This window comes from Flavobacterium artemisiae, assembly GCF_042678225.1.
Taxonomy (GTDB): Bacteria; Bacteroidota; Bacteroidia; order Flavobacteriales; family Flavobacteriaceae; genus Flavobacterium; species Flavobacterium artemisiae.
Genome location: NZ_JBHUDZ010000018.1, coordinates 204,504 through 217,592 on the forward strand (window position 1 = coordinate 204,504; position 13,089 = coordinate 217,592).

The 13,089-nt window shown below is 32.7% G+C and carries 11 protein-coding genes; all 11 read right to left on the bottom strand.

The genetic code is table 11. From position 1 onward, the window contains the following. Window positions 1-4: 4 nt before the first annotated feature. Complete coding sequence (locus tag ACFSC2_RS20625; RefSeq protein ID WP_379812900.1) at window positions 5-3,730, bottom strand: SusC/RagA family TonB-linked outer membrane protein; 3,726 nt, start codon at window positions 3,728-3,730, stop codon at window positions 5-7. A 205-nt stretch (window positions 3,731-3,935) separates the two neighbouring features. Further along, window positions 3,936-5,054, bottom strand: a complete 1,119-nt coding sequence (locus tag ACFSC2_RS20630; protein ID WP_379812902.1) for a FecR family protein — start codon at window positions 5,052-5,054, stop codon at window positions 3,936-3,938. 91 nt (window positions 5,055-5,145) lie between these two features. After that, entirely contained in the window at window positions 5,146-5,751 is a 606-nt protein-coding gene (locus tag ACFSC2_RS20635; RefSeq protein ID WP_379812904.1) for an RNA polymerase sigma factor, read from the bottom strand. Window positions 5,752-6,135: 384 nt separating this feature from the next. Further along, the gene (locus tag ACFSC2_RS20640; RefSeq protein ID WP_379812906.1) at window positions 6,136-6,564 is read right to left on the bottom strand and encodes a hypothetical protein; all 429 of its coding nucleotides are present in this window, start codon (window positions 6,562-6,564) and stop codon (window positions 6,136-6,138) included. Between the two features lie 131 nt (window positions 6,565-6,695). Further along, the gene (sucD, locus tag ACFSC2_RS20645; RefSeq protein WP_115887225.1) at window positions 6,696-7,568 is read right to left on the bottom strand and encodes a succinate--CoA ligase subunit alpha; all 873 of its coding nucleotides are present in this window, start codon (window positions 7,566-7,568) and stop codon (window positions 6,696-6,698) included. An 86-nt stretch (window positions 7,569-7,654) separates the two neighbouring features. Continuing rightward, window positions 7,655-8,017 carry a nuclear transport factor 2 family protein gene (locus ACFSC2_RS20650; protein WP_379812907.1) on the bottom strand — a complete coding sequence of 121 codons (363 nt, stop codon included), beginning with the start codon at window positions 8,015-8,017 and terminating at the stop codon, window positions 7,655-7,657. A 1-nt stretch (window position 8,018) separates the two neighbouring features. Continuing rightward, window positions 8,019-8,948 (bottom strand): UDP-3-O-(3-hydroxymyristoyl)glucosamine N-acyltransferase, encoded by a 930-nt coding sequence (locus ACFSC2_RS20655; RefSeq protein ID WP_379812909.1) that lies wholly within the window; start codon window positions 8,946-8,948, stop codon window positions 8,019-8,021. 120 nt (window positions 8,949-9,068) lie between these two features. Next, a complete protein-coding gene (gene efp / locus ACFSC2_RS20660; RefSeq protein ID WP_379812911.1) occupies window positions 9,069-9,635 on the bottom strand; it encodes an elongation factor P in 567 nt (188 codons plus the stop codon). Between the two features lie 136 nt (window positions 9,636-9,771). Further along, window positions 9,772-10,557 carry an acyl-ACP--UDP-N-acetylglucosamine O-acyltransferase gene (gene lpxA / locus ACFSC2_RS20665; protein WP_193845613.1) on the bottom strand — a complete coding sequence of 262 codons (786 nt, stop codon included), beginning with the start codon at window positions 10,555-10,557 and terminating at the stop codon, window positions 9,772-9,774. A gap of 73 nt (window positions 10,558-10,630) precedes the next feature. After that, complete coding sequence (locus tag ACFSC2_RS20670; RefSeq protein WP_379812914.1) at window positions 10,631-12,019, bottom strand: bifunctional UDP-3-O-[3-hydroxymyristoyl] N-acetylglucosamine deacetylase/3-hydroxyacyl-ACP dehydratase; 1,389 nt, start codon at window positions 12,017-12,019, stop codon at window positions 10,631-10,633. Then, the gene (gene lpxD, locus ACFSC2_RS20675) at window positions 12,012-13,055 is read right to left on the bottom strand and encodes a UDP-3-O-(3-hydroxymyristoyl)glucosamine N-acyltransferase (RefSeq protein WP_379812916.1); all 1,044 of its coding nucleotides are present in this window, start codon (window positions 13,053-13,055) and stop codon (window positions 12,012-12,014) included. The genes ACFSC2_RS20670 and lpxD overlap by 8 nt, the downstream gene beginning before the upstream one ends. Window positions 13,056-13,089: the final 34 nt, after the last annotated feature.

The following is a 13,089-nucleotide window of genomic DNA, read 5'->3' on the forward strand; positions in this document are numbered from 1 at the left end:
AATATTATAATGAAACATTTAAAGTAAACGTATATTGAGAAGTAACCGGCATTGCAACACCACCAGAATTACGGAACTCAGGATCTTGACCATTTAATCTTTTGTCAGAATAAATCAACCATGGATTTACTGCAGATCCTTTTAAAGTAAATGTGCTAAGTCCCAGTTTTCTCTTAAAATCTTTAGGAAATTCCCAGCTTAATGAAATGTTTTTCAATCTCACAAAATCACCATCAGCAATACGAACATCTGAATAGTTGTAAGTATTATAAGCTCTTGCTAAAGTACGTGCACCTCCATAATCTGTATTTAAACGCTTGTCAGCAATTACTGGAATGTTAGTGTATTGTTCATCTCCTGGATTAATCCAACGATTGGTAAAGTCTTTAGTAAAAACTGTTAAATCGTCATAAGTACTATCATAAACTGGGTTCAAACGAACTTTGTTTCCTCCAGAACCTACAATAAATACATATAATGACCAATTTTTATAGGTAAAAGTATTTGATAAACCTATTGATTTATTAGGTTCAATTGACCCTTCGTACTTTAAATATTTTGTAACATCGATATTGTCTTGAAAATCTGCACCAGTAATATTACTGTCTGCACCATCTTGCATAATAAAAGTTGGCAGACCTTGGTAGTTTAATCCCGTAAACTGATAAGAATATAAAGAGTTACGTGGGTGTCCAACTGTATTTCCACCATTTGCATCGATTAAATCAAAAGCAGTCGGTGTATTTTGCAATTTTGTAATTTTCTGATCATAAACAGAGAAATTCAATGTTGTAGACCATTTGAAATCTTTTGCATCAATGTTTTTAGTTGTAAAACCAACCTCAATACCTTTGGTTTCCATGTCGGCATTATTTCCTTGTCTTACTCTTTGTCCTCCAATTCCTGATGTAATCACATAATCAACCAAATCAAACGCTTTACGTCTATAAACATCTGTTGTTAACTGCACTCTGTTATTAAACATTCCCAAATCAACTCCAATGTTGGTTTCAAATTGTTTTTCCCAAGTAAGATCTGCATTTTGTAATTCTTCGATATTAATTCCAGATTCTCTATCATCTAGATTAAAACGATCAGTAATGTAACTTTTGTAGATAGCCAAAGAGTTAGTAGCTGGACCCGCAGTAGCTGTCAAACCATAAGAAGCTCTAACGGCTAGAGTGTTTACTGACTCTATATTTTTCATAAAATTTTCTTCAGCAACATTCCATTTCCCACTAAAAGTATAAGTCGGAAGCCATCTAGAAGAATCACTATTTCCTTGTCTGTTAGAGCCATCATAACGACCTGTTACAGAAGCTGTATAACGACGATCGTAAGTGTATCCTACTTTACCAAAGAAACCAACAGTTCTTTCTTTTTCTACATTAAATCCGTAGTAAGAATCTCCTCCATTAATGATTTTTTCAATTAATCTTGGATCTGTAAAAGCTGTTAATCCTCTATCGTACTGTAAACCAGCAGCTGTAAAATTATCGCTATTTCTGTCTACAACTCTTAACTCAGTTCCAAATAATCCTTCTAATTCATGTTTATCATTAAATGTATTTCTATAAGTTACACTATTTCTAACATTATAAGAAGTCATATCATTTGTAAACTTTCTCAAGAAACCTCCATTTGGTAAAACAGAAACTTTTGGAGCTGTTAAATCATTTGGATCTTGGTATAAAAAGATATTTTGATCTCTTACTAATGTATTTACACCATCATCACCTTCTGGTGTTCCTGCTCTATATGCGGCAGCAACGTTCGAAGCTTCTAGAATTTTATGCTGACGGCTTGTATTAGCATAACGAGCAGAACCGGTTAAATTATAATTCCAATTTTTACTGATTTTATAATCTAAATCCAATTGAAAACGAATATCCTTAACTTCAATTTCCATGTAGTTATTTGCTAATTCGTTGATGATATTCATCTTAGCCCAGTTATTTCTGTAATATTCTAAATTTCCATTTTCATCATAAGGTCTTAAAGTTCTACTAGTATTTAAAACATAATTAAATGGGTTGATATCAAAGTCACGAGTAACTTTACCAAAAACAACATCTTTTTCACTTTCATAAGTTCCTGGAGCTCCTTGATCACGAACAGATGCAAGTGTAGAAAGTGTAATATTTAATCTGTCATTAACATAAAAAGTTCCTTTAATGTTAGATGAAATTTGTTTTACATCATCAGCAATTGTCCATCCTGGATCTGTATAATATCCTAAAGAAGCATAAAACGTATTGTTTTTTCCTCCACCAGAAAAACTTAAAGAGTGATTTTGTGTAATTGAAGGTCTGAATAAAACTTTGAACCAATCTGTATTTGCTAATTCATATTTTTTCAAAAAGTTATTTCTGCTTACTGGATCATTATTAAGCAAATACGTTCCTGTTTCAGGATTGTAGGTGTTAATAGCTCTCCCCATAATGTTGTATACACCACCATATCTTCCGTTTACAGTGGTTGGAAGATCCAAATATCCTTTAGATTCCATCTCTTTAAGAATACTCATTGTTTCCTGAGAATTCAAAATATCATATTGACTGTAATTTGGTACAGCTCTTACAGTCTGCTCTAAACCATAAGTAATTTTTAATGGAGAATCTCTTCTTCCTTGCTTCGTTGTAACAACAACAACCCCATTTAACGATCTTGAACCATAAATTGAGGTAGCAGATGCATCTTTCAGGATTTCAATACTTTGAATATCATTTGCATTTAATCCTGCAACAGAAGAACTCAATAATGTCTCAGAGTTACCAGAAGCTAAATCTGCAAATGACATATTGATAATATCTTCTTGAACCACACCATCAATAACCCATAAAGGTTTAGTATCTCCAAAGATTGAAGAAGATCCACGAACCGTAATTTTTGGTGCAGTACCAAATGTTCCTGTAACGTTTTGCACAGTAACCCCTGCTGCTTTTCCTTCGATCATTCTGCTGACATCAACAACTCCATCTACTTTTAATTCAGTTCCAGAGATTTTACTGATCGCTCCAGTAAATGTTCTTTTTGAAGTTTTTTCGTAACCTGTAGTTACCACAACTTCTTTAAGGTTTTGACCAGCTTCTGTTAAAACTATTGTGGGTGTAACATTCGTGATCCCTATTTCTTTTGTCTCCATACCAACATAAGAAATAACAATTCTATCTGTATTTGAAGGCATTTCTAAAACGAAATTTCCATCAAAATCAGTTAAAACAGCCACTTTTGTTCCTTTTGCCATAACAGTAGCACCCGGAAGCGGGCTTCCTGATTGATCTGTAACTTTACCTTTAATAATAGGTCCAGCAGTTAAAACTTCAAATACTGAATCATGATTATTCATATTTGAAAAAGGATCTGCAGTACTTTTTTGAAGTACAATTTGATTGCTTACTTCTGAAAAAGTGATATTAAATGGAACTAAAATTCTGCTCAATATACTTGATAAAGTTTCCTGATTAGCCTCTATGCTGACTTTCTGCGCCAATTGCGGCAGTCTTGAGTTGTAAGAAAATTTTACATGGGCAGATTTTTCGATTTTAGACAAAGCATTGTCTAAAGTTAAATTTTCAACTGTAATTGTAACTTTAGTATCTAACTTTTTTTGCCCATTCACATTATTTGCCATCGTAACACTTGAAAATACAAGTGCTAAGACAAACTGAAATAGCGTTATTTTCATGATTTGGTGGAGTAATCGTTGCTTGACAACTGGTTTTTTCATAATTTTGGTTTGTTTTGATTAATACTATTCGAGTGTATTTTAAGAAACATTCATAAATTACCCTTTACAGAGAGTGATTTACTACTTTTAAGTGTCGAGAATGTTACAGCATTTTCGGCACTTTTTTTTGGCATTCTACTTTTTTACATAGGCATTTTACGGTTTTCTAGCTTTGAACATTATCTTTTTGGTTTTGGATTCTAAATTAATTACAACCTAACGAGGTTATCACAATCTGGTTGCCGTTCATTTCATAATTCGTTTCATTACCAAGGCTTTTACAGATAATTTTAAGTTTTTCTGGCAATGGCTGATCACTTAATGAAGTCGTCAATCGGCATTCTTGCAGTTTATCTTTTGGATAGTCAATTTCTACTTGATAAGCCTGCTCAATCGTTTTTAAAATTTGTTCTACCGGAATATCTGTAAACTCAAAACTTAGCTGCTCAATATTACGTGTACTGCTGGTTAAGATTTGATCTTCCGTAATGTTTAAAATTTTATTGAATACCATTTCTTTACGAGTAAATCGAAGTGCTTGATTCGGCAGTAATACTACTTCTTCATTTTTGATTTCTTTAAGAAGATCATTCGGCTTTACCCTCACTTTACCGGTGCGAACCAAAACTTCAACGTCTTGTTGATCTGGATAAGCTTTAATTCTAAAACTAGTTCCAACAACCCTCGTTACAATTTCGTTTGCATAAACAAAAAATGGTTTTTTAGGATTTTTACTAATTTCAAAGAAACCTTCGCCGGACAAATAAACCTTTCTTTCGTTTCCGGTAAAGATTTTTGGATAACTTAATTTACTATTTGGCTGTAAAAGCACCGAGCTCCCATCTGATAAAGTTATAATCTGAGATTTTTCGGTATTATTGGTTTGTTCTACCAATCCTTCGTTGTTTTCTTCAATTAATTCTTTATAACTGACAACGGCATCATTAGCAGACAAATTATTTTTTTGATAAAACCAAACAGAAAAAAAACATATTAGAATTGCAGCTGCAGCGCCAAAAAGCCAGTTTCTAGAAATACCACGATTGAATGATATTACACTTTTTTGAAAACTAGTTTCTCTATCTGCAATTTTTTTCCAAGTCGAACTTAAAGCATTTCGTATCTCGGTTTCGGTTAATTGTTTTTGAGGAACTTTCATCGCCAAAAGTAAAAGCCTTGCATCTTCAACAAGTTTAGCTCTTTGGCGATTTTCTAGAGTCCACTCTTCCCAGCCTTGTTCATCAACTTTTAATAAAATCCATTTCTGGAAGGATTCATCAGCTAAGAAGTCTTCTATTTCGGTATAATTATTACGTTTTTGCATCTTATCATTAAGGTTACAAAAACATAGAGGACACTTTTTTAATTATATACTCACTTAATTATGATTTTTTTTAGATAATTTCAAAAAAAAATCATAAAACGTTTGTAGATAGCAGTAAAATAAGGGGAATACTGCCTTTCCATTCTTTGCGTAAACTTAATAATCCGCGATAAAGAAGATTGTTTGCCGACTGATAATTGACATCAAGCATTTCTGCTATCTGCTCAACATTTAAACCTTGATGATAACGCAGGTATAATGCTTCTTTTTGACGCGCTGGAAGTTCGTTTAGTAATTTATTAAGATATAAAACTCTTTCGGCAGTAAGCTCGTCTTCTACCAAATCATTTTCAATTGAAAAATCAAATAAAAATTCTAGTTTTTCTGTAGATGTTGTTTTTCTAAAAATATGATCTCGTTCAAACAAACGAGCAATTCTTTTGCGAACACTTGATAATAAGTAAGCCTTTACAGTAACGTATTCTTGAAGTGAATTTCTATAAAGCCAGATATCTGCAAAAACATCCTGCACACAATCTTGTACTTTTTCAGAATAAGGAGAAAGCGAATTACCGTAACTTATTAAGTCTCCATAATATTTTTCAAATAGCAGTGAAAAAGATTTTTCGTCGCCTGCTTTTAAGTTACTCCAAAGCGCAGCATCATCAATAAGTTTATTCTTTACAATATGGCTCATAATTTATAACTTTGGAAATAAGGTTTTGAAAAAATCTTTTTAAAACTTCACAGTTCAAATAAAAAATTTCTGCCAAAACCTATTTATTAACTTTAAATTCACATTTAAAAGCAAATAGTCATTTTGACAAAAACAGTCTAATTTAACATTTTTTTTTGTTTTTGTGCGATAAATATATAAAAGCTTTGCTTCATAACCCAATTAAACATCAAAAAAACCGATAGATTTTAAAATTTAACATTATCAGCTTCATTTTTTTTCTTAATCTTAATTTTACCCATAGCAATTTTTTAATTCAATAAAGAGGCAATTAATTACCTGTTCAAAAACAAAAAAGCCTTACTGTAAGTAAGGCTTAAAATAGTAATTATTAAAAATCGCTTTTTAGAAAGCTACATTCCATCTAGGTAATTTGCCATTCTCATCTAAAAAGTTTTGCAAAACTTGTCCTTCAACAGTAGTTGGAATTCCTTTTGTATTGGCATTAAAAGTTTCGTACCAAACTACTTCAAGAGCTGCAATATTTTCTAACTTCATTTGTGCAGGCCAAGAATATTTTCTTCCTGTTTTTGCAAACTGATGTCCGTTTACGATTTTATCGTACAAGCCACCATTTTTACTTTTCAAAGTTCCGTCATTTTGAACTGTTCCTGTTGAACCAACCATAATCAATTCTTTATCTCCTCCTTCAACAGCATAAACAACAAAAATTCCAGCGCCTCCTTCTGGAGCATTGCAAGCTTGTTCTAAACTATCTTCTACTGTAAAAGTAAAACTATTGCTTACTTTAAACTTCTCTAATTCTTTACTCATATTTTTTCTTTAAAGCTTCTAAGTTTCTAAGAATCTAAGTCGCTAAGGTTTTATCCTTTTTTTTAAATGGAAAAAAGTCTCAACAAATATTGAGACTTTTTAGAATTTGTTATTTTAAAGATTAGAATTTATTATCCTAATACTTCTTTTACTTTTTTACCAATTTCAGCTGGTGAATCAACAACGTGAATTCCGTTGTCTCTCATGATTTGTTTTTTAGCTGCAGCTGTATCGTCAGAACCTCCAACAATAGCACCCGCGTGACCCATTGTTCTACCAGCAGGAGCAGTTTCTCCAGCGATAAAACCAATAACTGGTTTACGGTTACCATCAGCTTTAACCCATTTAGCAGCATCAGCTTCTAATTGACCTCCAATTTCACCAATCATGATGATAGCTTCAGTTTCTGGATCGTTCATTAACAATTCAACAGCTTCTTTAGTTGTAGTTCCAATGATTGGATCTCCACCAATACCAATAGCTGTAGTGATTCCTAAACCTTGTTTTACAACTTGGTCAGCAGCTTCGTAAGTTAAAGTTCCAGATTTAGAAACGATACCAACATTACCTTTTTTGAAAACGAAACCTGGCATGATACCAACTTTAGCTTCTCCTGGAGTGATTACACCTGGGCAGTTTGGTCCGATTAATCTAGAATTTCTTTCTTTAACATAATTATTTGCTTTAATCATATCTGCTACAGGAATTCCTTCTGTAATAGCAATAATTACTTTAATTCCAGCATCAGCAGCTTCCATAATTGCATCAGCAGCAAAAGCTGGCGGAACAAAAATGATAGAAGTATCAGCTCCAGCTTGGTCAACAGCGTCTTTTACTGTATTAAAAACTGGGCGGTCTAAATGGCTTGTACCACCTTTTCCTGGAGTTACACCTCCAACAACATTAGTACCGTACTCAATCATTTGAGAAGCATGGAAAGTTCCTTCGCTTCCTGTAAATCCCTGAACAATTATTTTGGAATCTTTATTAACTAAAACACTCATGATATATATTTTATGTAGTTTTTAAATTTGTGTTGCAAAAATAAGGTTTTGTAATGTATTTTGCCTCTTTTATTGTCAAAAAAATATTAAGAAAATTGACTCATCTGATAACCTCTATAAAGTTTATCATCTTTTATCTGCCAAATTGTTACAAAATGAGCCAAAAGCATCTCTTCTCTTGGGTTCTCGATTGTTTTTACAAAATGAGAGTAACGTACTGATACTAAATCTTCTTCAGAAATTATATGACTGATTCTAACTTTAGAACGTACATAAGCACGACTCAATTCGTTGGCCATTTGCAGCATTCCATTATAATCCATCTGGATGAAACCTGTACTACTGTTCCAATCCAACAAAACGTCAGGATGCAGATATGTTTTTAAAATTTCGCTATCAATTAAGGCATCTGACTTATAAAATTTCTGAACAAATTCTTTTATCGACATATTACTTCAATTTACTTAAAATCTCAGGAATCTTTTTGATATTGGCCAATTGTTTTAACTTTTCTCTAGACTCTTCAATTGGAGTACCGAAGTACGATTTTCCGCCTTCAACAGATTTAGTTACACCAGTCTGCCCCATCACAACAGCTTTACTTCCAATAGTAATACCACTTGTAGTACCAACTTGCCCCCACATGGTAACTTCATCTTCAATAACAACACAACCTGCAATTCCAGTTTGAGAAGCTATTAAACATTTTTTACCAATTACAGTATCATGACCAACATGCACTTGATTATCAAGCTTTGTTCCAGCACCAATTGTTGTATCTCCTGTAACTCCTTTATCAATAGTACAAAGTGCACCAATACCAACATTATCTTCAATGACAACCCTTCCGCCAGAAATAAGCTGATCAAAACCTTCTGGACGTTTTTTATAATAAAAAGCATCTGCGCCAAGAATAGTTCCGGCGTGAATGATTACATTATCTCCAATAATTGTATGATCGTAAATGGAAACATTAGAATGAATTAAACAATTCTTTCCAATTTTAACATGATTACCAACAAATGTATTAGGCTGTATTACAGTCCCCTCTCCTATTTCTGCTGAAGCCGCTATAGCAACGTTTGCAAATTGAAAAGGTTTAAAGTGTCTGGTTAAGATGTTAAAATCTCTAAAAGGATCATCAGAGATTAAAAGTGCTTTACCTTCTGGACATTCTACTTTTTTATTTATTAAAACAATCGTAGCTGCCGACTGTAAAGCTTTGTCGTAATATTTTGGATGGTCAACAAAAACGATGTCACCAGGTTCAACGACATGTATTTCGTTCATACCTAAAACTTGAAAATCTTTGTCTCCTATAAATTCGCATTGAAGCAAATCAGCAATTTCTTGTAAAGAATGACTCTTTGGAAATTTCATATATTATAATTAGAAAATTTGTCAATTAGAAAATGAGTCAATTAGAATATGAATATACAATTTTTTGTTCATTCACAAATTATCTAATTGACTCATTGTCAAATTATCTTAATTAAAAAACTACTCTTTTACGCGCTCCATGTAAGAACCTGAAGCTGTATCGATTTTAATTTTATCGCCTTCGTTGATGAACAACGGAACGTTTACAGATGCTCCAGTTTCTACTGTTGCATTTTTTGTAGCGTTTGTAGCTGTATTTCCTTTTACTCCCGGCTCAGCGTAAGTAACTTCAAGAATTACAGATGTCGGCATATCTACTGATAAAGGTAAATCTGTTTCTGTATTAATCTGAACCATTACATTTGTTCCTTCTTTTAACAAATCTGGAGCATCCAAGATGTTTTTGTTTAAAGAAATCTGCTCAAAAGTTTCAGCATTCATAAAGTGAAATTCATCGCCTTCTGGATATAAGTACTGGAATGTATGTGTTTCAACACGGATAACATCAATTTTATGACCTGCAGAAAAAGTATTGTCTAATACTTTACCTGAAGTTAAACTTTTTAATTTAGTTCTTACGAAAGCTGGACCTTTTCCAGGCTTTACGTGAAGAAATTCGATAATTTTATAAATATCGTGATTAAATTTAATACACAATCCGTTTCTAATATCTGATGTAGATGCCATTTGTTTTTTTTATTTTAGATTTTTTAGAATGAACATTTTAGATCACTCTAAAATTCCAAACTTTATTTTTTATTATTTATTCAAAATTATTCATTTTACATTTAGAAAACTAAAAATCAGTCTTCTAAACTCAAATTTAATAATTTCCTGAATAACCTTTCATAATTCCACGAGATGAATTTCTAATGAAATCAAGAATTTCATCTCTTTCTGGAGTTGCTTCCATTTCTGCTTCAATAATACTCAAAGCTTGTGTTGTATTATAATTCTTTTGGTATAGAATTCTATAAATTTCTTGAATTTCTCTTATTTTTTCAGTACTAAATCCTCTTCTTCTTAAACCAACTGAGTTAATACCAACATATGATAAAGGCTCTTTAGCTGCTTTTGTATATGGAGGAACATCTTTTCTTACCAAAGATCCTCCAGAGATCATCGCGTGATCACCAATATGAATAAATTGATGAATAGCTGCCAAACCTCCAATTACCGCATGATTTCCTACTACAACGTGCCCTGCAAGTGCAACACCGTTTACAATAATTGCATTGTTTCCGATCTCGCAATCGTGTGCAATGTGAGCGTAAGCCATCACTAAACAATTATTACCAATAGTAGTCTGGCCAGAAGCTACTGTACCTCTATTTATTGTAACACATTCTCTAATAGTACAATTGTCTCCAATAATAGCAAGAGAATCTTCACCTCCAAATTTTAAATCTTGTGGTACTGCAGAAATTACTGCTCCTGGAAAAATATTACAATTTTTACCAATTCGAGCACCTTCCATGATGGTTACGTTTGAACCAATCCAAGTACCGTCACCAATAACAACATTATTGTGAATTGTCGTAAATGGCTCGATTACAACATTTTTAGCGATTTTAGCGCCTGGATGAACATATGCTAGTGGTTGATTCATCTGTATGTTTTATATTTTAATTAAAATAGTCAGTTTTTGGGCAACAAACCTAAACAATAAATTTGATAATTTATTATTGTTTTCTTGCAATTTGTGCCATTAATTCTGCCTCAGTTACTAATTTACCATTTGCGTAAGCATTTGCCTGCATATGACAAATTCCTCTTCTGATTGGAGAAATCAATTCACATTTAAAAATTAATGTATCACCCGGCAGCACTTTATGTTTGAATTTTACATTATCAATTTTCATAAAGTAAGTCAAATAATTTTCTGGATCTGGTACAGTGCTTAACACCAAAATTCCTCCTGTCTGTGCCATTGCTTCAACAATCAAAACTCCTGGCATTACTGGTGCTTCTGGAAAATGCCCTACAAAGAAATTTTCATTCATTGTAACATTTTTCAATCCAACAACATGACGATCAGACATTTCGATAATTCTATCAATTAACAAAAATGGAGGTCTGTGAGGAAGCATTGCCATAATCTTATGAATATCCATCAAAGGCTCTTGATTCAAATCATAAGTAGGAACGTGATTTCTCTGCTCAATTTTGATAATTTTTGCCAATTTCTTAGCAAACTGAGTATTTACAAAATGGCCTGGTTTATTTGCAATAATTTTTCCTTGAATACGAACTCCAATAAGAGATAAATCTCCAATTACGTCAAGCAATTTGTGTCTTGCCGCTTCGTTTGGATAATGTAAAGTTAAATTATCTAATACACCATTTGGTTTTACAGAAATCTCTTCTTTACCAAAAGCTTTCTTTAGGTTTTCCATTGTAGACTCAGAGATTTCTTTATCTACATATACAATTGCATTGTTTAAATCACCTCCTTTAATAAGTCCGTGTTCTAACAATGATTCTAATTCATGCAAGAAACTAAACGTTCTTGAACTTGCAATTTCGTCTTTAAAATCAGCTAAACTTTTAAGAGTAGCATTTTGAGTACCTAAAACTTTTGTACCAAAATCTACCATTGTGGTAACTTGATATTCATCGCTAGGCATTACCAAGATTTCGCTTCCTGTTGCTTCATCTGTAAAAGAAATTACTTCTTTTACTACATAAACATTACGAGTAGCGTCTTGTTCTTCTATTCCAGCTTTTTCTATTGCTTCAACAAAATATTTTGATGAACCATCCATGATAGGAAGTTCAGAGGCATTTAATTCAATAATAATATTATCCAAATCGCATCCAACAACTGCCGCTAAAACGTGCTCAGGAGTTTGTATTTTTACTCCAAGTTTCTCAAGATTAGTACCTCTTTGAGTGTTTACAACATAATTAGCATCAGCCTCAATGACCGGTTGACCTTGCAAATCTACTCTAACAAAAGTGAAACCATTATTAATAGGAGCAGGTTTAAAAGTCATTGTAACTTCTTTTCCAGTATGCAATCCAACTCCAGTTAGTGAAATTTCATTTTTGATGGTCTTCTGTTTAACCATTATTTCCATTTTTTGGGTTTATTATTTGTTTTTTTAATTCTTCTAGCTCCGCAACAATTTTTGGTAAATTCTTAAAATGAACATAAGATTTACTAAAATCGCTCAAACCAAATGTCGGACTTCCCTGCAATACTTCATCATCTTTGATGTTTCTTGCAATTCCTGACTGTGCCTGAACTCGAACATTGTTACCTATTGTTAAGTGGCCTGCAATACCAACCTGTCCTCCAATCATACAGTTTTCTCCAATTTTTGTAGAACCTGCTACCCCAGTCTGTGCGGCAATTACAGTATTTTTTCCCACTTCTACATTATGAGCAATCTGAATCTGATTGTCTAATTTAACTCCCTTTCTAATAATCGTAGAACCAAGAGTTGCTCTATCTACAGTTGTATTGGCACCAATATCAACATTATCTTCTATTATAACATTCCCAATCTGAGGTACCTTATTATATTCTCCGTCTTCATTTGGTGCAAAACCAAAACCGTCTGCGCCTATAATAGTACCAGAATGAATGGTGCAATTGTTACCGATTACTGTCTCTGAATAAATTTTTGCTCCCGCAAATACAAAAACATTATCACCAATAACAACATTGTCACCAATAAAACTGTTTGGATAAATTTTTACATTATCACCTAAAACCACATTTTGTCCTATATAACTAAAGCTTCCTAAATACAGATTTTCTCCATATTTAGTTCCTTCAGAAATAAAAGAATTAGCTTCAATTCCGTTCTTATTTAATTTTACTTGATTGTAAAACTCTAAAAGTTTAGAAAAAGACTTATAAGCATCTTCAACTTTTATTAAGGTAGTTGTAATTTCTGCTTCTGGAATAAAGCTGTCGTTAACAATTGTTACGGTCGCTTTTGTGGTATATATATGGTTTATATATTTCGGATTTGCTAAAAAGGTAAGAGATCCTTCCTCACCTTCTTCGATCTTAGAAAGTCGAGAAACTTCTGCATTGGGATTTCCAACAACTTCTCCTTCTAAAATTCCTGCTATTTGTTCTGCTGTAAATTTCATCGCGACAAAAATATAAAAAATAGGTTTTAAATGT

Excerpts from the sequence above, each read along its gene's own strand:
- lpxD (WP_379812916.1), bottom strand. The coding sequence starts at position 13,055 with ATGAAATTTACAGCAGAACAAATAGCAGGAATTTTAGAAGGAGAAGTT.
- lpxA (WP_193845613.1), bottom strand. The coding sequence starts at position 10,557 with ATGAATCAACCACTAGCATATGTTCATCCAGGCGCTAAAATCGCTAAA.
- ACFSC2_RS20650 (WP_379812907.1), bottom strand. The coding sequence starts at position 8,017 with ATGTCGATAAAAGAATTTGTTCAGAAATTTTATAAGTCAGATGCCTTA.
- sucD (WP_115887225.1), bottom strand. The coding sequence starts at position 7,568 with ATGAGTGTTTTAGTTAATAAAGATTCCAAAATAATTGTTCAGGGATTT.
- ACFSC2_RS20640 (WP_379812906.1), bottom strand. The coding sequence starts at position 6,564 with ATGAGTAAAGAATTAGAGAAGTTTAAAGTAAGCAATAGTTTTACTTTT.
- ACFSC2_RS20670 (WP_379812914.1), bottom strand. The coding sequence starts at position 12,019 with ATGGTTAAACAGAAGACCATCAAAAATGAAATTTCACTAACTGGAGTT.
- ACFSC2_RS20655 (WP_379812909.1), bottom strand. The coding sequence starts at position 8,948 with ATGAAATTTCCAAAGAGTCATTCTTTACAAGAAATTGCTGATTTGCTT.
- ACFSC2_RS20635 (WP_379812904.1), bottom strand. The coding sequence starts at position 5,751 with ATGAGCCATATTGTAAAGAATAAACTTATTGATGATGCTGCGCTTTGG.
- efp (WP_379812911.1), bottom strand. The coding sequence starts at position 9,635 with ATGGCATCTACATCAGATATTAGAAACGGATTGTGTATTAAATTTAAT.
- ACFSC2_RS20625 (WP_379812900.1), bottom strand. The coding sequence starts at position 3,730 with ATGAAAAAACCAGTTGTCAAGCAACGATTACTCCACCAAATCATGAAA.
- ACFSC2_RS20630 (WP_379812902.1), bottom strand. The coding sequence starts at position 5,054 with ATGCAAAAACGTAATAATTATACCGAAATAGAAGACTTCTTAGCTGAT.